Below are 23,431 nucleotides of genomic sequence, written 5' to 3' on the forward strand. Positions count from 1 at the left end.
GTAACCGGCGGGTGATGTGTTGTCGTATCGGGTCCAACAAAAATCGTTGAAAGGAGTAACTTGCATTGGCTTCCCATGATTTTGAGTTGTTTCTCATTGCCTCGTTCGTGTTGCTGATCATGCCTGGGCCATCAGTTCTATACATTGCGGCTCGTAGCATTGACCAAGGACACATTGCAGGGCTTGTCTCTGTGTTTGCAACCGCAGTGGGAACGGTAATTCTAGTGATGGGTTCTGCAATAGGCTTGTCAGCCATCTTTACGTCCTCAATTTTGGCGTTTAGCATAGTGAAATATCTTGGTGCGGCTTATCTAATCTATCTGGGCATCAAAGAGTTGCGCACTGAGACAGTTACTACCAGCGTGGTTTTGCAACGTAAAGGACTTCTTCGGATTTTCACACAAGGAGTATGGGTAGCAGTATTGAACCCAAAAACAGTGATATTTTTCTTCGCATTTATCCCGCAGTTCATAAAACCATCGTACGGGCTAGTCCGTACGCAAACTATTTTGTTCGGGTTGAGTCTCGTGGCGCTCGGTATTTTTACGGATAGCCTATATGCCTTGTCCGCGGGCTCTGTGGGGAACTGGCTACGGAAACGTTCTGCTTTTCAGAAAAGCCAGCGCTATATATCAACCCTAATCTATTTGGCTCTCGGGATACTCGCAGCCTTCCCGGATTCAGGGTGGCACTAAATTCAGAATTTGTCCAAGCAGGATAGGGAATCTCGAGATTTGGTTAACGAGGTTCCTTTTTTGTTTTGGTTCAAATTGAATTTGGAGTGGAAGTTTTGAGATGTATGTTGCGGTTGTTTTGGACGGTATCAGTGTTCAGTCCTACGAAATTCGGAACAAGATTGGCGTAGGAGACGAACGCAGGTCCCACTTTTTTCGTCTGTGACAATGACTGCACCGTCACATCGGCAGGTGAATGAGAGAAGAGGGCCGGGCTTGAGGCTGATCAAAGTTCTGTTACGACTGTGTATTATTGCTGCAATTCTTGCAGTGGGTCTGAAGGTCTATTTCTCACAGTTCGATAAGATTGCTCTGCGGGTCCGGGCACAGGTTACGGCGCAAGTACAATCTCATCAAAGCCAATTTCTCACCTACAGCGAAATACCTGTCATGTACAGGAAGGCCGTTGTCGCCACAGAAGACCGCTCCTTTTTCACCAACTTCGGCATCAGTTTCCGGGGCATCGCGCGAGCTATCTATGTGGATGCTAAGAATGGGCGCCTCATTGAAGGGGGTTCCACCATCACGCAGCAGTTGGTCCACAATGCTTTGTTGGCAAGTGAGCCCAAGTCTCTAGCGTGGAAGCTCCGTGAAACCATCTACGCCATCGGTTTGTACGATACGATGGGTAAAAAGGAGACGTTTGCCCTCTATGCGAACGACATTTACTTTGGGCAAAACGCCTACGGGTTGTATGCGGCGGCAGAGACATACTTCGGTAGACCGCCATCGCAGTTGAATGTTGGGGAACTCACCATGCTGGCAGGACTGCCCAATGCTCCGAGTGTCTACGATCCATTTCACGATATGAAGCTTGCACGTCAACGACAGCAACTCGTCCTCACGAACATGATTGAGGATGGAGTGATTACGCAGAGTGAGGCTAAGAGCATATCGTCAGAGCCTATTCACCTGCATGCCTAGGTTTCCTTTCGGCGGGTTGGTCGCTTCCGCGTCAAGCCAATTGTGGCGCTATTTCTGTTGGGAACATTTCGATGTCTGTATACCCGTATAACAGGTCCCCAAATGGGGTATACACATGGAGAGTGAGATTTACCCTACTGATGACTGCTGACAAAGGCGGTATCCATGCGTCAACTGAACAAAGAGTGGAACGACATTGCTCGAACCCTGAAATTCGCTTCTCCGTGGTTTGCTGTGACTACATTTAGTTTTCTTATGACTGGGTTATTTGTCATTCCGCAGACATACCTTTTCGCAAAACTTATTGTTGGACTTCCACGTCATCTTGCAAATGAATCTGAGATGTTTCGCTTATGGCGGTTCCTTGCAATCGTCATAGTGCTGCGTGGTGTATTTAAGGCGATTTCCGAGTGGAGTGGGGGACAACTTGCCGTCCATGTTAAGACGACATTGCGGCGATTGCTGTTGAGTCGTTTGGTTGAGTCCAGCCCCATGGAAGTTCAACGAGAGCAGGTAGGCGAATGGATTCAAACCGCCTATGGTGATATTGAAAACGTTGAACCGTTCTTTCGTGTCGCTCTACCGCAATTGGTTTCGGCACTGGTTTTACCGGTCTGCATCCTGGTGGTTGTGTTTTGGTTTGATTGGATTTCCGGTCTCATCCTCTTGATTACTGCGCCGCTCATCCCGTTTTTTATGATTTTGCTTGGACGCATGTCCAAATCGAAGACGGTCCATCGGTGGCAGATGATGCGCCGACTCGGTGGGCATTTTTATGACATTGTGAGTGGACTAACTACACTCAAGTGGTTTAATCGCAGCAAGTCACAAGTGAGCGTTGTCGCCAGGGTCGGAGAAGCATATCGCGTTGCCGTCATGGAATCGCTCAGGATTGCATTCCTATCTTCGTTTGTCATGGAATTGCTCGCCACACTGGGCACGGCGATGGTTGCAGTTGGAGTCGGGTTGAGACTGCTAAACGGAAACATTTCATTTGTTTACGCGCTTACAACAATCATCCTGGCAGGTGAATTTTATCTGCCGCTGCGCAGTTTAGGCAGTCAGTTTCACGTAAGTATGGAGGGACGCGTTTCGCTGCAACACATTCACTCCATCCTTGACACAACAGCCGGCTCGCGAACGGGATCTCCAATGTCCACATCTGTGAACGTACCTGTGGGACCGAGACCGCAGCCTTCTGGTGGAAATAACCCAATCATCCGCACTGAAAACCTCATGTATACCTATCCTGGGACTGCCGTCGCATGCCTGGACCGGGTGAACATTTCGGTACACAAAGGGGACCGCATCGCGATTATCGGTCCATCTGGCGCTGGCAAGAGTACGTTGTTGTCTGTACTCCTGGGTTCAATTACTCCTCAGGTCGGGACCGTATATGTCCACGGCGAGCGCTTGTGTGAAAGAAACATCGCCGCATGGCGTCGCGAAGTTGCGTATATCGGGCAAATGCCACACATCTTCAGTGGCACGGTTTTAGAAAACCTCAAAATCACTCGTCCTACTGCCGATATGGTGGATGTTCTTCGCGTGGCCGAACAAGCGGGAGTGGCCGAGTTCGCGGAACGTCTGCCACGCGGATTTGAAACGACAGTCGGTAGTGGAGGAGTGTCCTTAAGTTCCGGGCAGATTCAGCGGATTGCACTGGCAAGGGCGTTGTTAAAGGCAAGCCCGGTGTGGTTACTCGATGAACCGACTGCACATCTTGATGTAGAAAGCGAACAGTGGTTCACAAACGTGTTAAAACACCTGCCTCCGATGCAAACGGTGCTCGTGATCGCACATCGGTTGACGACTGTAGAACACATGAATCAGGCGTTCCTGATGCAAGGCGGAAGTGTAAAGGCAGTCCGCTCTCTAGACCCAAAACATGCACAAGCAAAATGGTACGAGCAACTTTTGCGTGAAGGAGGGTAAGCGGATGCATTGGGGTGTGATGGAACCGCTAGGCCACAGGCGGGGGCGAATGCTTCTGGCCGTGATGCTTGGTTTTATGAGCACTGGCGCGAGCATTGCGCTCATGGCTACGGCCGGGTATCTGATTGCGAAGGCAGCGACTCGTCCCTCCACCATCTTGTTGCTATGGGTTCCCATCGTGTCTGTGCGCTTCTTCGGCATCTCCAGGGCTGTGTTTCGGTATGCTGAACGACTCGTGTCGCACGACGTGACGTTTCGAATCTTGACTGATTTGCGTACACGCCTCTACGCGGTTCTTGAGCCACGCTTGCCCGCCATGTTTTCGCAGTGGACGATGGGGAAACTGATGGATACGATGACAAACGACATCGACGCGCTGCAGAATTTGTTTCTACGCGTCATCGCTCCGCCGTTGGTGGCGGTTATGACAGCGGTTCTGTCATTTGTAATCATCGCACCGATTGGCGGCGTACTACTGGCCGGTGCTTTGTTGATGGGATTGACACTCGTCGGCGTGATTTTACCACTGCTGTCTCATCGAATCAGCCGCCGACTGCGTCAGGAAGGCGTTGATCAACGTTCCCTCTTGTCTCAGCGGATTGCCGATATGGTAATCGGCATGCCTGACCTCGTCGTGAGTGATGACGGCGGGCACACGTTCTTGTCTGAGTTGTTGAACCGCCAAGAGAAACTCAACACCGTTCAACTGCGGCTGACACGACGAGAGGCGCTGTTTGAGTCCCTGACCATGATCACGGTCGCTGGAACGGCGTGGTTCCTGGTGCGCCTTGCAGTGACCCCTGCCCGGCATGAACTGCTCACTGGTGTTGCGCTTTGCGTGATCGTTTTGACGGCCTTGTCTAGCTTCGAATCCGTGTTAACGTTACCGAATGCATTTGGTGCATTAACGGAAAGCGTCTCGTCGATTCGCCGCGTGCGAAATATCGAAACTTGGCCCGTACCGGCGCGCGACCCTGAACAATTCGCCGCTGCCCTTCCGGTGACATGGCGTATGCAAGTACAACACGTTTCGTTCTCCTATGTGTCCGCAGAGCGCAATGTACTGACGGACATTACGTTTGATGTCGACCCTGGAAAGCAGATCGCAATTGTCGGTCAAAATGGGGCAGGGAAAAGCACGTTATTCCACTTGTTAACGCGATTGTGGGATGTGCAAGACGGAGCAATCCTGATTGACGGAATGGATATTCGGCAACTGCCTGGTGACGCGGTAAGAAACGGGATCTGCGTAGTCAGTCCATTTGCTCATGTCTTCCATGCATCCATCGCCGACAACCTGCGAATTGCGAAGCCGACCGCAAGCCTCAGGGAATTGCAGTCGGCTGCTGAGAAGGCTCAACTCGGCGAGTGGATAGAACAACTACCGGGTCGCTATGAAACCATTGTTGGAGAAACTGGGCACGTGCCATCGGGTGGACAGCGTCAGCGTATCGCTATCGCTCGAGCCATTTTAGCGGACCCGCACGTGTATCTGTTGGATGAACCTCTTGAATCGCTGGACACGCACACGGCTTCGCAAATGCGGGCTGTTTTGGAGGAACTGACCCGTTCCAAAACAGCCATTTGGATTACCCATCAGCTACGAACACTGGGGTCCATGGACGAAATTTTGGTTCTGCACGATGGGCAAATAATCGAACGCGGAAGCCACGATGAACTGCTTCGTCAATTGGGGCGGTACAAGCAGATGTGGGACATCGAACAGAACATCGTTCTCTAGGTCAATAGTCCAAATGTCCACCGGGGTGTAACCGACGGCGGAATACCCAATACGTCCACGTCTGATACACCAACACAACTGGCAAGACGGTTAATGCGACGACGGTCATGACGGTCAGTGAGTAATGCCCACTTGCCGCGTTGTAAATCGTCAGGTCCCAGGCATGATTGAGCGAACTAATCATGACACGTGGAAATAAGTCGTAGAACACAGTTGCAGTGGAGCAGGCGATTGTCAAGGCGCTGAGTAAAAACGCCCAGCCATCATGCTCGGTATAGATAAGAAACGGAACAGACAGCAGCGCCATGCCGGCAAGTACCGGCAAACTTCCTGGGTCAAGCCCGATTTTCACAAAGAGGTCTGTGTCGAAGTAGCTATAAATGACGAACAGGAACATCGCGATGGAGGTCCACACACCAATCCGCTTGGCCGCATTTCTCGCCCTCCCACGTATGTCGCCACCGAGCCGCAGTGTTAAAAACAGCGCACCATGTAACATACACATCAATGCCATGGCGATGCCGCCGAGAACCGTAAAGGGGCTCACCAGGTTCCAAAAGGTGCCGACGTAATTCATATGTGCATCGATTGGCACGCCCTTCATCAGGTTGGCGAGCGCTACGCCCCACAATACAGGGGGAAGCAGACTTCCTATGCAGGCTGCCCAATCCCAGAAGGTGCGCCAAGCAGGATGGCTAAGCTTGCTGCGAAATTCAAACGCCACTCCCCGCGCCATCAAAGCGAGCAGCAAGACGAACAACGCGACATAGAAACCACTAAAGAGTGTTGCGTACCAGTTGGGAAACGCGGCAAACATGGCAGCACCGGCTGAGATGAACCACACTTCGTTGGCATCCCAGAAGGGGCCAATACTATTGACGAGGAGCCGTCGTTCTTCGTCCGTCTTACCCAAAAAAGGTGTAAGGATGCCGACACCAAAGTCGAATCCTTCCAGTACAAAAAAACCGGTAAACAACACTGCGATGATGATGAACCATATGGCGTTGAGACTCATACGACCACCTCCGTTTCAAGTGGGTTACAAAGTCGCCTGACTAAGGTTCAAACACAGGCTGACTGAACTTCGCATCCATTTCATCCGGTCCCACTTCCGGATCAGGACCTAGGCGGATGAATTTCAAGAATAGGTACACATCCACCACCGCGAAGGCAGCGTAGACCACGCCAAAACCCACGATGGACATCCACACCAGAGGTTCCCCAACAGTCGGAGAGATGCTGTCCGTCGTCTTCAGCAATCCCATGACCGCCCACGGTTGCCTACCCATTTCCGTCATGAGCCAACCAGTCGTATTGGCGATGAAGGGCAAGCCAATTGCCCACGGCATCACGCGTAAGTAACCTCGTCGCTTTGCCAACCAGTCGTCATCACGCAGTCCGCGAAAGGCGCCGTAAAGTGCCAGGAAAATCATCAATGACCCAGCACCAACCATGATGCGAAACGTCCAAAACGTCGCCCACACCGATGGCACGTAATTCCCCGGGCCATATTGGCGGACGTACTCCGACTGCAGTTCCTCGATACCGGGGACTGCCCCGTATGTATGGTTGTACGACAGAATGCTGAGGGCATACGGGATCTCGATGTCAATTGGATTGTGGTGATGCTTAGCGTCAATCCAAGCGACCAGCGACCAAGGCGCATGATAGGGGCTCGTATGCCATAGTGCCTCAGATGCAGCCATTTTCATCGGCTGAGCGTGAATCAAGTGTTGCCCTTGGGCGTGACCGACCACAGCCACTAGGACACTAGATACCAGTCCGGTGTAAACGGCGATGCGAAATGACTGAGCAAACAGCGTGACCTCACGCCGGCGCAGGAGGTAATAGGCACTAACGCCGGCCACGAAAAATGCCCCGGTCGAGATGGCGCCAAGCCATACATGCGGGAACTCAACACGCAACTGCGGATTGGTGATAATTGCCCCAAAGTTGTTCATTTCCGCTCGACCATGAGTCACCGCAAAACCAACTGGCTCTTGCATGAAGGAATTCGCCGTAAGAATCCAAAACGCGGACAGGCTAACACCGACAGTTACCATCCAAATCGAGAACAAGTGGACCTTGGGAGGCAACTTGTCCCACCCGAACAACCATGCCCCGATGAATGCAGATTCCAAGAAGAACGCTGCCAACGCTTCGATGGCGAGTGGCGGACCAAAAACGTCACCGACGAACCTGGAGTAGTTCGACCAATTCATCCCAAACTGGAATTCCTGCATAATGCCAGTCACTACCCCGAGCGCAAAATTGATCAGAAAGAGCTTGCCCCAAAATTGCGCCATGCGGCGATACATCCGGTCGTTCTTTGCAACGTACAGAGTCTCCATAACACTGATCAGAAAAGCCAATCCGATTGTCAGTGGCACGAACAAAAAGTGATAGACCGTCGTAAAACCGAATTGCCATCGGTCAAGCCAAACGAGCATCATGTGAGGTTCACCTCAAATACCAATCTCAGGTAAATTAGGTTTACTGTATCTCGTTTGAAGAGTTTTATACCTCATCGACTTGGTCAAACAACCGAATGAGAATTCTAATGACTGTCTTGTGCGATCGGAAAAGGGGAAGTATCGTAACAGAAAGGCAGAGGATCATTGTCATGCAAATTGCTTTGTTGCTTAAAGGAGGTCACTATGAATACTTCGAAACTGGACAATGACAAGAGAATTTGGCGGAGTACTTTGGTGTGGTCTCTTGTCTTGCTTGTCCTAGGAGTTGTGCTTCTGGTTTGGATAGACAGCCATCCTGGCTTTTTGAAAAATACCCCCAAAAATTGGACGGACCTAATCAAGGCATTCATTATCCTTGTCATTGGCGGGCTGATATCAACTTTAATCGAGCGGCGGATATTCCACTTAGCTGCTGCAAAGCTAGGACCACAAAGATCGACCACTTTGAGATACCTGACGAGACTCTTATTGTTTTTGACCATCGTTCTTTCCGTCATGACAGCGTTCGGAGCTGGGATACCGAGCGTCATCTTCGGAGGTACGTTTCTAACCGTGATTCTCGGACTGGCTGGACAGACAATTCTGTCCAATATTATCGGTGGGTTTTGGCTGGTTTTCTTTCGGCCGTTTCGCATCGGTGACTCGATTGGTATCATCGCTTGGCAATTCCCTGTGCTAATGCCAAGTTTCCCGCATGAGGCAATGCGCCCGATGTATTTTGGACGTGTCCTCGATATCAACCTGATGTACACTCAGATTCAAAATCAGGACGGATATCCCCAACTTATTCCGAATGGGATTATTGCTCAATCATTCATTGAAAACAGGTCTCAGGCAGACGTACATCGAGTGCGATTGCGGTTCGACGTACCGTATGACGTGGAGGTAACTCGGTTTTTACCAGGTCTTCGGGAGCAGCTAGAGGTTGAGTATCCCGGAAGTGGAAACACGACGCCAGAGGTTGGATTAGCGGACATCTATCCGACAGCATATTCCGTAACTGTGTCCGTCTACTCTTTGGAAAAAGAGGAATTAGTGCGTGACCACGTATTATCGACCTGTATTGAACTGATACAAAAAATTCGTGTCACCACTGGAAACCAAGAGGTGTAAACACATCTGAGCAGGCACATCCGATGGACGGAAAATCAAAGAGTTGGAACACTGGAAGTCAAAAGGCAACGCGGTAGAGGAGGGCGCGTTGCCCTCCTCTACCAAAGCGTGTCGCTCGCGCGGGTCCTTTCTCTCAGTTCACTTGGCGTTCGCTGGAAGCTTGCTCTGGACAAAGTTGCCGATTTCGTCAATGGCCTGTTGACTCTCCGGAACATAGGCAGCAAAACTCTGAAACACGTGCCACATGCCCTCCCAAACTTTTACCCCTGCGGCGACACCTGCGGCATTGAGACGGTCCGAGAGGCGAATCGCGTCATCGAGTAGAACTTCGTCATGTCCGACGTGGATGAGCATCGGCGGCAGCCCGCTCAGGTCCGCGTAAATGGGCGAGATGAGTGGGCTGCGTGGGTCTGCTTCGCCGACGTAGTGGTGCGTGATACCGCGCACGGACTCGGGGGTCAACATCGGGTCAAATGGCGCCCGTGTCACCATCGACCCTCCTGTACACTCGAGGTCCGTCCACGGAGACATCGCGACGGCATTCGTCGGAAGCGCATATCCTCTGTCGCGCAGTGCCACCAGCGTGGCGACGGTCAGCCCGCCACCCGCTGAGTCACCAGCAATCACGATGTTTTCTGGGCGTATCCCGGACTCTACGAGTTCTCGATAGGCGGTTACAGAGTCTTCTACTGCAGCGGGGTATGGGTGTTCTGGGGCCAGTCGGTACTCGATGACAAGCACGCGCATGGCGCACGCGCGAGCCAAACGAGATGCAATCTCTCGATGTGACACGACACTCCCCATGTAGTACGCTCCACCGTGTAGATAGAGCAGTGCAGAATCGAGGCGGGAGTTCGGAGCGGACACCCACTCCGCGTGCATGCCAGCAAACGTCGTCGGTTCGACTGTAACATCTGTCAGCACAGCGACCTGGCTCCATGCCGCTTCCATTCCTGCTCGTTCTTGTTCGAGCGTAGGTTGGTGTGTGGCAAACACTTTCGCCATTTGTGCGCGCTGTTCCATCAGCATCTGCCGAAACTTGAGACTCTCTTCACTTGGCATCGTGATGCTCCTCTCTGGTCAACGCGGATTTTCGCCAGCTATACTCTATCTAGTACTTTCACTTTGCTCCAAGAAGCGTCCTTTGTCGAGGTCTAAAGACGGCAGTTCACAGCTCTCGTTGCGGTAGCTCAAAGGGTCAGACAGTGACTCAACGAAGTTTCAATTTAGATCACATATCATTCTGCTGAATGCGTCTTCGTCAGTGCTCAGGGGGGATTTGTTTGAAACGCGGATATAGCATCCGCTGGTTAAGGGATTGGGCCTTACCAGTTATAATTGGTGTAGCAGTGGCATTAGGAGTACGAACATGGGTTGTCAGCGCCAACGTGGTACCGTCTTCTTCTATGTACCCTACCATTCCCGCAACCCCGACTCATCACGTATATATCGTGGATGACAAATTGGCAACCGAGTTTGGGCAACCGATTCATCGTGGGGAAGTGGTGGTCTTCCATTTTCCGGATGACCCGAAGCAGTTGTACGTAAAGAGAGTCATTGGCCTTCCAGGGAACACGGTCAAGGTCACCGCAAATGCCGTGTATATAAATGGGAAGAAAATCAACGAGTCCAACCCGGACATTGCCAAGTCCAATCTCCCTAAGTTGGGTACGTATCACGTACCTTTGGGACATTATTTCATGATGGGAGACAACCGTACGGTGTCTTACGACAGTCGCTATTGGGTTCATAAATATGTGGCTCGTTCAGCTATCGTGGGTGAAGCAGCTTTTATCATGTTTCCATTTGTGAACGTAGGTCCAATTTCTCAGAGCTTGTCGGCTCCAACTGGACCTTGAACACACGAGGGTGATCGTAATGAGAGATTCGAACAGAGCTTTCACACGGAGGCGGTTGATTTGGAAACCCTTCGCTGGGGTATAATCGGCACAGCCCGAATTGCTGCTGAACAAGTTGTTCCCGCTTTAAACCGGGCTCGTAACACAAAGTTGCAAGCCGTCGCAAGCAGAAGTCTGGACCGGGCCAAGACATTTGCGCGCAATCACGGAATTCCCTCTTACTATGGAAGCTACGATGAACTGTTACAAGACCCCGAGGTTGATGCGGTCTATATCTCTCTACCCAATCACCTGCACGCACAGTGGAGCATCCGGGCCGCGCAGAGTGGCAAGCACATCTTGTGTGAAAAGCCAGCCGTCTTGCACCCTAGCGAACTGACGGCTGTTCTCAACGCTTGCCGTGAAGCTAATGTGCGTTACATGGAAGCCTTTATGTACCAGTTGCACCCACAGTGGGACCGTGTATTGGAAATCCTGCGAAGCGGACAGATTGGCTCCGTCCGGTCGATCAGGGCTGCATTCACCTTTCCGCTGTTGGGCGAGTTCGACATTCGTCTGCAACCGGTCATGGGCGGAGGCGCGTTGTACGACGTAGGGTGCTATTGCGTCCATGCCATCCGGCGCATTGTAGGAGATGAGGAGCCTTCGGTGGTCCGCGCCGAAGCCAACTTTAGCGTAGACGGTATCGTCGACCGAACGTTGTCCGCAGACCTTGGGTTTAATCACGGCGTCTCAGCAAGTTTCGTATGCTCGTTTGAACAGGAAGACCGGCAAGATGTGGTGATTGAAGGGTCGAGCGGGACACTGAAAGTGTCCCATGCGTTTCGCCCCGACCTAGGAAAGCCTACGTTGTCTATCCAAACAGCGGCAACACTGGTGGATGAGCCGGTACCCAACGCGGATGTGTACGTGTTGGAGGTCGAACATTTTTCGGACGGCGTGTTCACTGGGAATCCATTTCGCAACACAGACGAGGATGTGGCTGCAAACAGCCGCTGGATTGACCGGATTTATCGGGCGGCGGGACGACGCCAAGGGGCTTGAGGGGGAGAAGGTAGCAAACGCCCCTCCTCCCCTCGAAAGATTTATCCCCAAACAGCGGCGGCGATGTCCACGACGTGACGAAGTTTCGCCCATTGTTCTTCTTCTGTCAGAAGATTCCCGTCTTCTGTGGAGGCAAACCCGCATTGTGGGCTGAGACATAATTGATCTAACGGTACAAACCGTGTGGCTTCGTCGATTCGATGCTTAATATCATCCGCATTTTCAAGTGCGCCATGCTTAGATGTAATGAGACCGAGCACAATCTTCAAATCCGCTCGCTGGATGAAGCGTAGTGGTTCGAATCCCCCAGCTCGGTCGCTGTCGTATTCCAAAAAGAAACCATCGATGTTCAACCCTTGGAACAGCGTTTCCGCAACAGGTTCGTAACCCCCTGACGCAATCCATGTGGACCGGAAATTGCCACGGCAAATGTGCATGGTGATGCACATATCCGAAGGCTTCTCTGATACTGCCATGTTGATGGTGCGGGCATACCGAGCCTTCAGGTCTTCCACATTGAAACCGCGCTCATTCAGCTTGCTGACCTCTTCTTCCGAGCAAAAATAGGCCCAGGAAGTGTCATCCAGTTGCAAGTACCTGCACCCAACTGCGTAAAAGGACTGAATCGCCTTTGCATAGGCGCGCCCAAGGTCATCGAAGAACTCATCTTGGTCTTGATAGGCGTCACTCGATATGGTTCCTCGAAAATGAAGCATGCTCGGGCTGGGGATGGTCATTTTCGCGACGTGACTGCCGGCTGCCGCTTTCAGAAACTTAAAGTGCTCAAGCATCGGATGATCCCGAAAGTCCAGCTTATCGACAACTCGTATGCCGCGGGCATGTGTCTGTTGATGTTGAAACTGGATTCCGCCTTCCGTAGTCGCTTCCACACCCGTGAGTCCTTCCAGAAAGTCGAAGTGCCACCAGCTACGGCGAAATTCTCCGTCCGTTACTGCCAACAGCCCAAGCTCTTGTTGCTTCTTGACGATGCGCAGGATTTCTTCGTCTTCTATGGCGCGTAGCCCTTCCTTGGATAGCCGGCCGGCGGCATACTCTGCGCGTGCTTCCTTGAGCCTTGCGCTCCGCAGCAAACTGCCTACTTGGTCAGCCCTGAATGGGGGCGTGGTCTGCGGATCTAGTTTCATCGTCTCGACTCCCTTTACAAATTTCGATTGCTGGGGGCGCGTGCCCGGTACATCGGATAAGATTTGACTCAATTTTGACACTTTATCATAGCACACGCACCAGGTCATGATTCGCGAGCATTGTGCGTTTAGGAAAAATTTATGTCCTTTAGGCAGTTGCATTGCGAATCGTTACCGTATCATGGTGTGTATCGCTGAGTGGCCGATGTAACCTATCAACGATGCACTTCAATCGGCTTGAATGAGAAGCTGGAGGCGTGTCAATGAAAATCGTGATCGCGTCGGATTCGTATAAGGGGAGTCTCTCGGCCTGGCAAGTTGGAACCATTGCACAGCGGGCTATTCGCAAGGTGTTCCCGGAGGCAGAGGTTGAAATCGTCCCAATGGCTGATGGCGGGGAAGGTACCATGGAGACTATCGTTCAAGCCGCTTCTGGGAGCCTGATTGACCTTACTGCCACGGGACCACTTGGCGAGGTCACAGCCGCTCGATATGGAGTGCTTCGGACCCACACAAACACCCCAACTGCTCGTGATGAGCAAGGCGTCTCACACACGGCAATCATCGAGGTCGCGAACATTGCTGGGTTGACCATGGTCCCCGAAGTCGTGCGAAACCCAGAGCAGACCACTACGTACGGTGTCGGGGAGGTTATGCTCCATGCGCTGAACCAAGGCTGCAGGAAGTTTATCGTGGGTCTCGGTGGAAGTGCTACCAACGATGGGGGCATGGGGCTGCTACAGGCACTTGGCGCTGTGTTTCGGGATGCCAGTGGGAACCCTGTACCTCCTGTAGGCGGTGCCTTGTCAGCGGTCACGAGTGTTGAACTCGATTTCATCGATGCACGTGTGTGGGACTGCGACATTCGGGTTGCGAGCGATGTCGATAACCCGCTTTGTGGTGATTCGGGATCGTCTGTAGTATTTGGACCGCAAAAAGGAGCGACACCTGACCAGGTGAAACGACTCGAGGCAGGCCTTGTGAACTATGCGGCGCGGATTGAGGCAGTCACGGAAAAACCCCTTCAAAATACACCTGGGGCAGGTGCTGCGGGCGGCCTTGGATTTGCATTTCTGCTCCTCAACGCCGAGTTGGCGCCAGGCGCGAAATTGGTGGGAGATGCTGTCGGGCTCGAGGAAAAGGTGCGAGGGGCAGATTTTGTGCTCACAGGAGAGGGGCAAAGTGACTTCCAAACCCTGTTTGGCAAAGTGCCGTATTATGTCGCACAAGTGGCTGCAAAGCACGGCGCCAAGGCCATTTTGGTGTCGGGAGGGCTGGGCAGGGGAGTCGAGTCTCTGTATGACCACTTTGTTAGCCTTCATTCGATTGTCACGCGGCCCATGACACTGCAGGAAGCGATGGAGGACGCGGAGACGCAGTTATCTTTTACCGTAGAAAACATTGCTCGTCTGCTCAACGCCAGGTAGCGGATAGGCGATTTGCTGGAATCACCGATTGGGGCTAGACTCGGAAGTGTTCTGACAATGTTTGCTGGGTATGGGAGAGGACATGGGAGGGAATATCAATGGGCGTTAAGCTGATCTACATAATTCTGAATGACTGTTTTCAAATTTATTCCTATATGATGATCGTGTGGATTATCATGGCTTGGATTCCGAATGCAAGGTATTCAAAATTCGGTCGAGTCCTCGGTGCTCTGGTTGAACCCTACTTGTCAATTTTCAGACGGTTGATTCCAACCGCGAGCGGTATTGACTTTTCACCCATTGTGGCGTTTATTGTCTTTCGGATCATCGAGTACGTTGTCTTTTCGCAGTTGTTGCCCCTCATCTTGTTCCAGGCATAGCGGTACCCCGTCATTGTTCATCGGCGCCTAATGTCAGTCTTCTGAGCATCAGGCCCAACGTATGCGAGACAATCGACCTTGTGAATGCGGGAGGCTGACAGTTGAAAGCAGTCTATATCGAAAGTTACGGCGACACCAACCAACTGAAGTACGGAGATTTGCCGATCCCGGATATTGGCCCAAAGGACGTCCTTGTTGAGGCATACGCTGCCTCCGTCAATCCGGTTGACTGGAAAATTCGTGAAGGCTATCTGAAGGAGCGTCTGCCGTACCCATTCCCGCTGATTTTGGGATGGGATGTGGCCGGAGTCGTCGCGAAAGTCGGTGAAAAAGTCGAGCACTTTCAAGTCGGGGACGAGGTCTTTTCTCGACCGGCCACTGAGCGCAACGGAACCTACGCGGAGTACGTGCCGGTCGACGAACGGCTGTTAGCTAAAAAACCTACGAACATCACCTTCGAGGAAGCCGCTGCCGTTCCACTAGCGGGACTCACTGCCTGGGAGGCCCTTCACGAGATCGCGAACGTCTCCCCCGGACAGAAAGTCCTCATCCATGGTGGCGCGGGTGGTGTCGGCATCTACGCCATCCAACTCGCCAAGGTTTTTGGCGCATATGTCGCTACGACTGCCAGCAGTGCAAACGCGGCGTTCGTCAAATCGTACGGCGCAGATGAGGTGATTGACTATCACACAGAAGCCTTCGAGGCCCGGCTGATTGACTACGATGTTGTCTTTGACACAATCGGCGGAGACGTGCAGGCGAAAAGCTTCCAAATCTTAAAGCCGAGTGGCATGTTGGTGTCCATTGTTTCACTGCCGGACGCGAAACAAGCGGACAAATACGGAGTCCGAACTGGGTACTTCTTCCTTCAACCGGACGGTGAGAAGCTTGCCAGATTAGGTTCGTTAATCGAGCAAGGCAAACTCCGCCCGGTCGTAGGCGCTGTGTTTCCGCTGGAGCAGACGGCTGAAGCGCACCTGCTCAGCGAAACCCACCATGCGCGAGGGAAAATTGTGCTCTCCATCCGGGAGGGTAGGTAGCGACACGAACTTGGAACTTCCATCGGCTGCCACAACACAAATAAAGGAGGGTGACAGATGAAGGTATCTCTGTTCATCACCTGTATGGTGGATAACCTGTACCCCCAGGTTGGTGTGGCAATGGTGAGGATTCTGGACAAACTCGGTGTGCAGGTGGTCTTCCCAGAAGGCCAGACCTGCTGTGGTCAGCCAGCGTTCAACAGCGGCTATGCGGCGGAGGCAAGGATGTCTGCAAGGACACTGCTCGAGGCGTTCGCGGATGCGGACTACGTGGTGTCTCCATCCGGATCATGTACTGGGATGGTTCACCACTACTACGAGGACTTGTTTGCTGACGACGCGCGGTTGGCACGTGAGGCGAAAACGCTGGCTAACAAAACCTACGAGTTCTCGCAGTTTCTCGTCAACGTACTCGGTGTCACTGACGTTGGGGCGAGATTTCCACAGCGGGTGACGTATCACCCGTCCTGTCACGGCGCAAGGCTGCTCGGTGTGAAAGATGAACCGTTGACATTGCTCCGGGCCGTCAAGGACATCGACCTGGTCGATTTGCCGTACGCGACCGACTGCTGTGGCTTCGGGGGAACCTTCGCTGTGAAGATGGGCGACATCTCAACTGCAATGGTCGCGGAGAAAGTGAGTCACGTGGCAGAGACTGAGGCGTCCGTGTTGGTCGGAACCGATATGGGGTGCCTCATGAACATCGGTGGCCGCCTTTCGCGCGAGCAGAGCCCGGTTCGTGTGTTGCACGTCGCGCAGCTGCTCTATGAGGGGATGCAACTTGGCACAGGCGCAGAGGGGGTTATCACGCTATGACCGAAGGCAGTCACGTGCTTGACCGAGCACGTGTGGCGCTCGATGATGACTTTCTGCGCGCAGCTGTGCGTTTCACCGCAGACCGGCTGCGCACCAAGAAGTACGCTGCCACCGAGTCACTCGGGCGTTGGGAAGACTGGCGCAGTCGCGGACAGCAGATCCGCTCCCACACGGTAGCGCACCTCGACTACTACTTGGGGCAGTTCGCAGACAATGTGACCCAAGCGGGCGGTAACGTACAATTCGCAGCGGATGCCGGTGAAGCGAGCCAAATGGTGCTCGACATCATCCAGGCAAAGCAGGCCAAGTCCGTCGTGAAGTCCAAGTCGATGGTGTCGGAGGAAATCGGGATCAACCATGTGCTCGAAGCCGCGGCCGTCGAGGTAGTCGAGACCGACCTGGGCGAGTACATCGTGCAACTTGCCAAAGAGACCCCGTCTCACATCATCATTCCGGCCATTCACAAGAACAGGCAGCAGATTAAGGACCTCTTCACGGCGGCGGGTGGAGAGAATTTGACCACGGACACCAAGACGCTCGCAGGGTTCGCGAGACGAACAATGCGCAAGAAGTTCCTCGAGGCGGATGTGGGCATCACCGGGTGTAACTTTGCAATCGCGGAGTCGGGGTCGATTGTGCTGTTCACCAACGAAGGCAACGCCGACATGGTCACGAACCTTCCACAGACGCACATCGTGCTGATGGGCATGGAGCGGCTGCTGCCGACATTCGCTGACCTCGAAGTGATGGCAAACCTATTGCCGCGTAGTGCAACGGGGCAGAACATCACGACGTACATGTCTGTGCTAACCGGGCCCGGCCGGGCAAACGATCACGACGGTGCCCGCGAGCTGCACATCATCGTGCTCGACAATGGCCGGTCGAACCAACTCGCCGACGCGAAGATGAAAGAGGTGCTCAACTGCATCCGCTGCGGCGCATGCCTCAACGTCTGCCCGGTCTACCGACAGATTGGCGGACATGCGTACGGTTCGGTCTACCCTGGCCCCATCGGAGCTGTGCTGTCGCCGGTGCTCAACCAAGGCGAGCAGTACGCAGATTTGCCGTATGCCTCGAGCCTTTGCGGTGCCTGTTCCGAAGCTTGTCCTGTGAAGATTCCGATTCACGACATGCTGGTTTACCTTCGCCAGCGCAACGTGGAGCGCGGTTGGGTCAAGCCGGCTGAACGGACGGCGTTCAAGGGCTTCGCGTTTGTCTTCGCGAAAGCCGGCCGGTACAAACTGGCGATGAAGACGGCCCGCATGGGTCAAGGCCCACTCGTTCGGGATGGTCACATTGAGGCGAAGATTGGCCCGCTCAAGGGGTGGACAGCAGGAAGAAACGCGCCAACTCTGGCGAAGCAGTCTTTTCGCGAGATGTGGGATTCGCTGCAGCGGGAACTCAAGGCGACAGCCCGCGAGCCAGGAGGGACTGGCAAATGAACAAAGAGGCTTTTCTCAATCGCATTGCGACGCAGATTGGCCGTCCACGTCCCCTCACGCAAGCTCCACCGCGGGACGTGGTCGGAGCCCCTGACTTCTGGCACGATTTCAATCTGTCGCCCGACGAGCGCCTCGCTCGCTTTGAGGAACGGTTCACCGGGCTTGGCGGTGAGGTTCGAGTGGTTGACGATATTGCACAACTGCAAGCTGAACTCGCCCACGTCATGGCAGACAAGAAGCCAAAGCGCATTGGTATGTGGAACGACGCGGAGCTTGAGAAGTGGGTAGGAAACTCGCTGCATTCCCAGGCCGTGATGACATGGGGCGTTGACCCGCGTCAACAGTTTTCGTCGATAGATATCGGGATTACGGGGTGCAGCGGTGCTATAGCCGATACGGGGACGCTGGTGTTGACGTGCGGCGGGGGAAGGGGGCGCTCTGTGCATTTGCTGCCGTCCATTCACATCGCTGTGGTTGGCGCGAGCCAGATTGTGACGCGACTGGGCGAAGCGTTGGAACGGGTCGCCAAGCCGACTGAGATGGATTCGTACGTCCACTTCGTCACCGGGCCGAGTCGCTCATCGGACATTGAGAATGACCAGACCATCGGTATCCATGGGCCGGCAGCCGTGATGGCGATGGTGGTGCGGGAAGCTTTGTTCCTCGCTTGACTTTGTGAATCGTGTTCGGAATACTTCCACCTACCTGTGTATTGCAGGCGTATGGAATATAAGTTAAAATGATTAACAAACAGAACCGGGTGCTACGGGCCTGATGCAGCGCTTCTACCAGCCAGACTACTTACCGTGGCGCAATGGTCGTTAGGGAAGGGGAACACCGTTGAAACTGGTCACTGCGTCTGCGCCAACGATGAAACAGATGAACAGGTCGGCAATTCTGAGTCTCATTCGTGAATCTGGGGATATCTCCAGGTCCGAGATTGCCGAGCGCACTGGGTTGACCAAGCCTACAGTGACCAACTTGGTTGGAGAACTACTTGAGGAAGGACTTGTTGTCGAGTGGGGCCGTGGAGAGTCGACGGGTGGACGGAAACCGGTCTATCTGCGTTTGAATCCGGAGTCCAGATGCATTCTCGGGGTGGACGTGGGAATTCATGAACTCCGAATTGTGGCCATTGACCTCGAAGCGCGGGTTCTGGTGCGGAAATCTTATGAGTTTTCCGTTCAAAATAACAACGAACGATTCCTTGCTATGCTCGGTGACAGCATCGAGGATGTGTTGCTTCAACTTCAAGAGTCGTGCCACATCCACATGTCTCAAGTTCTCGGCATCGGTGTTGGTATGCACGGGATTGTGGACAGCGGGGTAGGAAGGGCCGTCTTTGCACCCATTTTAAAGTTGAATGGGGTTAACATCCGTGACAACTTAAGCGCGCGATTTGGTGTGGATGTATTGGTCGACAATGATGTGCGGGCCATGGCGGCGGGGGAACGTTGGTTTGGCAACGCCAAGTCGCTGGATAATTTTATATTTGTGAATGTCGGTGTCGGTGTTGGAGCGGCCATCGTCCTGCAAGGAGAGATATTGGCAGGCATATCTGGTAGTGCTGGTGAAATCGGACACGTTGTCGTTGAACCGGGCGGTGCTGTGTGCTCCTGTGGAAAGCGTGGCTGTCTTGAGACGGTGTGTTCCGGGCCAGCCTTGGCACAGCGGGCGGTCACGGCAATCGAATCTGGTACTGAGACCCTGATTTCTGATCTGGTGGATGGGGACCTTTCCTTGGTGACAGGGCTCACTGTCCACGAGGCGGCGGAGCGAGGTGACGCTCTTGCGAAAGAACTGTTCGCCACCGCTGGCAGACACTTGGGTGAAGTTCTGGCTTTCTTAATCAATGCGGTCAATCCGGAAGCTGTGATTATCGGTGGTGGGTTGAGCCGTGCTGGACGTCACTTGTTTGACCCGATATTGGACAGTATCGGTGAAAATGCACTGGATATCGCTTATGCCAAATTGAAAGTTATGCGCAGCAGCTTCTTGTCGAACCCGACATCCGTGGGTGCTGCCAGTATGGTTTTGCGAAATGTTTTTACACCTGAGCTATAGGCACGAAGTGCACCCAGATATGACCTCTGCCCATAGCGATGCCGTGATGACAGTCGCGTGGGTGGCCGAGTGGGTCAAAACCGGAGATGATGGCAATGGCGGAATTGCGCTACAACCCTCTGCTGCGCGACTGGACCATGGTGTCTGCCGATCGGCAGCGACGACCTCAGACTAAGAGTGGAGAATGTCCGTTTTGTCCGGGATCAGGAAAGGTCCCACAAGCGTACGAAGTATACGCTTATGACAATGACTTTCCTATGCTGTCGGGGAACCCGCCGGAGCCTGATGATGTGGCTTTCGGACCGTACAGTACACAACATGCCTATGGGAAATGCGAAGTGGTCCTGTACTCGTCAGATCACGATACGTCGCTCTCTAGTCTACCGACGAGTCGCATTCGGATGCTAGTCGACCTCTGGGTCGAGCGTTTTCGAGCGTTGAGTCAGGACGAACGGCACAAGTACATTCTGATTTTCGAGAACCGCGGCGCAGAAGTAGGGGCAACCATCTCTCATCCACATGGCCAAATTTACGCGTATCCGTATATTCCGTTAAAGCTCCAACAGGAACTGCACTCATGTGAGCAGTACTACACAGTCAACCAACGTTGTTTACTGTGTGACATGGGTGAAGAGGAACGGCGCTTTGGCAAGCGCATTTTGGTGGAAACGGAGTACTTTGAAAGCTACATTCCATTCTTCACTGACTACCCGTACGGCGCCTTTATCGCCTCCAAGGCACACCGCACCAATCTGCTGGACTTTGATGAAGCGGAGCGGAATGACCTTGCGCACATGCTCAAGCTTGTGACGGGAGGGATGGACCGATTGTTTGAACGCCCATTCCCGTACATGATGGTCCTACACCAGGCACCGGTGAATGGGGCTGCTGTGGATGCATTTTACCACTTTCACATTGAATTCTATCCACCGCAGTACTCCAAAGAGAAGATGAAGTACGCTGCATCGTCAGAGACGGGTGCATGGGCGCCCGGGAACCCGGTAGCAGTTGAAACCTCGGCACCGATGCTGCGGACTGCAATTGAATCACTTCGAGGTGAATAAAATGAGTATCGATACTGCTACTGGACACGTGAATTTTCAAACCTTCTCCCCTGGGGACATGAGGAACGTGCGCCGTTTTTTTGCGCCTGGGAGGGTAAACCTGATTGGTGAACACACGGACTACAACGGCGGCTCCGTGTTACCTGTTGCTTTGGAACTGGGTACGTGGTTGACCGTTCGGCCACGGACGGACGGCGTGCTGAGGTTTTTCTCGACAGGATTTGAGCAACAGGTAGAAGTCCTGGTTGACGACTTGAGCTTCAATCCGAATCACGGATTTGCCAACTATCCGAAAGGGATTCTCACAACCCTCGCAAACATGGGAGTAGGGTTGTCTGGAGGCGACTTCTTTTACCACAGCAACTTGCCGAGTGGGGCAGGGCTGTCAAGTTCTGCGGCAATTGAGGTTGTGACGGGTTACGCTGCGGTCGCACTGGCTGGTTACCCCTTGGCTTTCGATGAGTTGGCCCGGGCTGCGCAGCGGGCCGAAAACGAGTACATCGGCGTTCAATGCGGTATCATGGACCAGTTTTCTGTAACGCTTGGCAAACAAAACACTGCACTTTTGTTGGACTGTGATAGCTTGCATACGGAGTACATTCCGTTGGACCTTGGCGACTTTATGCTCGTCATCATCAATTCCAATAAGCAGCGGTCGTTGACGGAGTCTGCTTACAATGAACGTCGACAGGAGTGTGAACGGGCACTCGCGGTATTGCAGAAGCAGTGGACTGGGCTGAACTTTTTGGCTCACTTGAGCGAGGTACAGTGGGAAGCGTCCCAAGCGACACTGACGGAACCTGTGCTCAGAAGACGGGTGCGCCATATCGTGACAGAACAACGCCGCGTAGTCGACGCCGTGGCAACTTTAAAGGTGGGCAATTTGGTTGAGTTCGGTCGACTTCTCAATGCTTCTCACTCATCGCTTCGAGACGACTTTGAGGTGAGTGGCTGGGAACTTGACACACTTGTCGCTGCAGCTCAAGGCGCACCGGGATGTATCGGAGCAAGAATGACGGGGGCTGGGTTTGGCGGCTGCGCGATTGCGCTGGTTTCGCGAGAGCGTGTCAGAGACTTTCGCTTGCACGTAACCGACCAGTACGCAGCGGTCACCGGTCTGGTTCCAAGCTTTTACGAAAGTGGAGCCGGCGCTGGGGTTCGGGAAGTCACTGAAAGGATGCAGAATTTGTGATTCAGCCTTCTACGCAGGATATTACCTATCTCGGTGAGCCGGCTGTCTTATTGCGGGCTGGACCATATGAAGCGATTGTCCTCCCGGCGTTCGGGGCCAACTTAATCTCCTTTCGCGACCGCCAGAGGGACCTTCGGTTTATTCGTGAGCCAGATTCTATGCGTGTGCTTCGCGAGAAACCGGTTGCATACGGGATCCCGTTTTTGTTCCCTCCGAATCGATATGAATCAGGAGAGTTTGACGTGAACGGTGTACAGTATCGGTTTCCCATCAATGAACCGGAACACCACAATCATCTGCACGGGATGCTGTATGCCATGCCGTGGACTGTGGAGTCTACGGATAGTGGGGAGACGACTGCCCGCGTAGTTCTTCAACATGCGGTGGATGACCGACATCCAATGTTTGCACATTTCCCGCACGTGTTTGTCATTACGATCGATTACGAGTTGTCTGCAAAAGGCTTAACACAGCGTGTTCGTGTCGTGAATAAGGGTACCCAGGCGATGCCTTGCATGGTCGGATTTCATACGGCCATACAAGTACCGTTTTCGGACCAAAGTTCTGTTCAGGACTATCGGACTATGGTAACGGTTGGGGAGCGCTGGGAGTTGGACGAGCGTCACCTTCCAACTGGAAGTCTACTACCTCTGTCCGAATATGAAGCAGACCTTGCGCGTCAAGGTGCAGCGCCATTCGCTATCGAGATGGACAACCATTACACGGCCAATCCGCAATGTGGCAGGAACTTTGCCTCGATTGAGGACGCTCATCTTGGCCTCAGGCTCGTTTACGACGCAGGAACCAAATACCGCCACTGGATGCTCTGGAATGACGAGGCTGGCGGCCAGGTTTTCTGTCCGGAGCCCCAGACGAATGTCGTAAATGCGCCAAATCTAGGAATGGACGCGACCCGCACGGGGCTGCTGGTGCTGGGCGCGGGGGAGTCATGGCAGGAAGAAAGCCAATTCTATTTGGTTAATTTATGAAATGAGTTTGTAAATTAGATATAAAAAGTATTGAAAACGCTTTAGCCT

General features: G+C 53.2%; 21 protein-coding genes. 17 read left to right on the plus strand and 4 right to left on the minus strand.

Going from position 1 to position 23,431, the window contains the following annotated elements; all coding sequences use genetic code 11:
* The first annotated feature begins 65 nt into the window (after positions 1–65).
* The 4 genes from JC200_RS14840 to cydC all read left to right on the plus strand — a co-directional run bounded on the left by JC200_RS14840 (position 66) and on the right by cydC (position 5,334).
* Positions 66–695, plus strand: coding sequence for a LysE family translocator (locus tag JC200_RS14840; RefSeq protein WP_274432457.1), 630 nt, complete (start codon positions 66–68; stop codon positions 693–695).
* Between the two features lie 255 nt (positions 696–950).
* Entirely contained in the window at positions 951–1,658 is a 708-nt protein-coding gene (locus JC200_RS14845; protein WP_274432458.1) for a biosynthetic peptidoglycan transglycosylase, read from the plus strand.
* 165 nt (positions 1,659–1,823) lie between these two features.
* Positions 1,824–3,593 (plus strand): thiol reductant ABC exporter subunit CydD, encoded by a 1,770-nt coding sequence (cydD, locus tag JC200_RS14850; protein WP_274432459.1) that lies wholly within the window; start codon positions 1,824–1,826, stop codon positions 3,591–3,593.
* A 4-nt stretch (positions 3,594–3,597) separates the two neighbouring features.
* A complete protein-coding gene (gene cydC, locus JC200_RS14855; protein WP_274432460.1) occupies positions 3,598–5,334 on the plus strand; it encodes a thiol reductant ABC exporter subunit CydC in 1,737 nt (578 codons plus the stop codon).
* Between the two features lies 1 nt (position 5,335).
* Here the strand turns inward: cydC and cydB are convergent, their stop codons facing one another.
* Both cydB and JC200_RS14865 read right to left on the minus strand, forming a co-directional pair.
* Positions 5,336–6,349, minus strand: a complete 1,014-nt coding sequence (gene cydB, locus JC200_RS14860; RefSeq protein WP_274432461.1) for a cytochrome d ubiquinol oxidase subunit II — start codon at positions 6,347–6,349, stop codon at positions 5,336–5,338.
* Between the two features lie 40 nt (positions 6,350–6,389).
* The gene (locus JC200_RS14865) at positions 6,390–7,787 is read right to left on the minus strand and encodes a cytochrome ubiquinol oxidase subunit I (protein WP_274432462.1); all 1,398 of its coding nucleotides are present in this window, start codon (positions 7,785–7,787) and stop codon (positions 6,390–6,392) included.
* 204 nt (positions 7,788–7,991) lie between these two features.
* Here JC200_RS14865 and JC200_RS14870 point away from each other — a divergent pair, with 204 nt between their 5' ends.
* The gene (locus JC200_RS14870; protein WP_274432463.1) at positions 7,992–8,921 is read left to right on the plus strand and encodes a mechanosensitive ion channel family protein; all 930 of its coding nucleotides are present in this window, start codon (positions 7,992–7,994) and stop codon (positions 8,919–8,921) included.
* Positions 8,922–9,059: 138 nt separating this feature from the next.
* Here the strand turns inward: JC200_RS14870 and JC200_RS14875 are convergent, their stop codons facing one another.
* Positions 9,060–9,983, minus strand: coding sequence for an alpha/beta hydrolase (locus JC200_RS14875; RefSeq protein ID WP_274432464.1), 924 nt, complete (start codon positions 9,981–9,983; stop codon positions 9,060–9,062).
* Positions 9,984–10,204: 221 nt separating this feature from the next.
* On the opposite strand from JC200_RS14875, the gene lepB reads away from it, so the two are divergent.
* Both lepB and JC200_RS14885 read left to right on the plus strand, forming a co-directional pair.
* Positions 10,205–10,780, plus strand: coding sequence for a signal peptidase I (gene lepB, locus JC200_RS14880; RefSeq protein ID WP_274432465.1), 576 nt, complete (start codon positions 10,205–10,207; stop codon positions 10,778–10,780).
* 60 nt (positions 10,781–10,840) lie between these two features.
* Positions 10,841–11,824: a Gfo/Idh/MocA family protein gene (locus tag JC200_RS14885; RefSeq protein ID WP_274432466.1), complete on the plus strand. Its 984-nt coding sequence runs from the start codon at positions 10,841–10,843 to the stop codon at positions 11,822–11,824.
* 41 nt (positions 11,825–11,865) lie between these two features.
* Here the strand turns inward: JC200_RS14885 and JC200_RS14890 are convergent, their stop codons facing one another.
* A complete protein-coding gene (locus JC200_RS14890; RefSeq protein ID WP_274432467.1) occupies positions 11,866–12,969 on the minus strand; it encodes a 5-methyltetrahydropteroyltriglutamate--homocysteine S-methyltransferase in 1,104 nt (367 codons plus the stop codon).
* A 263-nt stretch (positions 12,970–13,232) separates the two neighbouring features.
* Here JC200_RS14890 and JC200_RS14895 point away from each other — a divergent pair, with 263 nt between their 5' ends.
* The 10 genes from JC200_RS14895 to JC200_RS14940 all read left to right on the plus strand — a co-directional run bounded on the left by JC200_RS14895 (position 13,233) and on the right by JC200_RS14940 (position 23,383).
* The gene (locus JC200_RS14895; protein WP_274432468.1) at positions 13,233–14,396 is read left to right on the plus strand and encodes a glycerate kinase; all 1,164 of its coding nucleotides are present in this window, start codon (positions 13,233–13,235) and stop codon (positions 14,394–14,396) included.
* Positions 14,397–14,494: 98 nt separating this feature from the next.
* Positions 14,495–14,776, plus strand: coding sequence for a YggT family protein (locus tag JC200_RS14900; RefSeq protein WP_274432469.1), 282 nt, complete (start codon positions 14,495–14,497; stop codon positions 14,774–14,776).
* A 101-nt stretch (positions 14,777–14,877) separates the two neighbouring features.
* A complete protein-coding gene (locus JC200_RS14905) occupies positions 14,878–15,816 on the plus strand; it encodes an NADP-dependent oxidoreductase (RefSeq protein WP_274432470.1) in 939 nt (312 codons plus the stop codon).
* Positions 15,817–15,873: 57 nt separating this feature from the next.
* Entirely contained in the window at positions 15,874–16,632 is a 759-nt protein-coding gene (locus tag JC200_RS14910) for a (Fe-S)-binding protein (protein ID WP_274432471.1), read from the plus strand.
* Complete coding sequence (locus JC200_RS14915) at positions 16,629–18,074, plus strand: LutB/LldF family L-lactate oxidation iron-sulfur protein (protein WP_274432472.1); 1,446 nt, start codon at positions 16,629–16,631, stop codon at positions 18,072–18,074. The genes JC200_RS14910 and JC200_RS14915 overlap by 4 nt, the downstream gene beginning before the upstream one ends.
* The gene (locus tag JC200_RS14920) at positions 18,071–18,745 is read left to right on the plus strand and encodes a LutC/YkgG family protein (RefSeq protein WP_274432473.1); all 675 of its coding nucleotides are present in this window, start codon (positions 18,071–18,073) and stop codon (positions 18,743–18,745) included. The genes JC200_RS14915 and JC200_RS14920 overlap by 4 nt, the downstream gene beginning before the upstream one ends.
* A 169-nt stretch (positions 18,746–18,914) precedes the next feature.
* On the plus strand, positions 18,915–20,138 hold the full coding sequence (locus JC200_RS14925; RefSeq protein WP_274432474.1) for an ROK family transcriptional regulator: 1,224 nt from the start codon (positions 18,915–18,917) through the stop codon (positions 20,136–20,138).
* 95 nt (positions 20,139–20,233) lie between these two features.
* Positions 20,234–21,202 (plus strand): galactose-1-phosphate uridylyltransferase, encoded by a 969-nt coding sequence (galT, locus tag JC200_RS14930; RefSeq protein WP_274432475.1) that lies wholly within the window; start codon positions 20,234–20,236, stop codon positions 21,200–21,202.
* Position 21,203: 1 nt separating this feature from the next.
* Positions 21,204–22,394: a galactokinase gene (locus JC200_RS14935; protein WP_274432476.1), complete on the plus strand. Its 1,191-nt coding sequence runs from the start codon at positions 21,204–21,206 to the stop codon at positions 22,392–22,394.
* Positions 22,391–23,383: an aldose 1-epimerase gene (locus tag JC200_RS14940; RefSeq protein WP_274432477.1), complete on the plus strand. Its 993-nt coding sequence runs from the start codon at positions 22,391–22,393 to the stop codon at positions 23,381–23,383. Before JC200_RS14935 ends, JC200_RS14940 begins: the two co-directional genes overlap by 4 nt.
* Positions 23,384–23,431 lie beyond the last annotated feature (48 nt).

It is taken from the genome of Alicyclobacillus sp. ALC3 (genome assembly GCF_028751195.1).
GTDB lineage: Bacteria > Bacillota > Bacilli > Alicyclobacillales > Alicyclobacillaceae > Alicyclobacillus_L.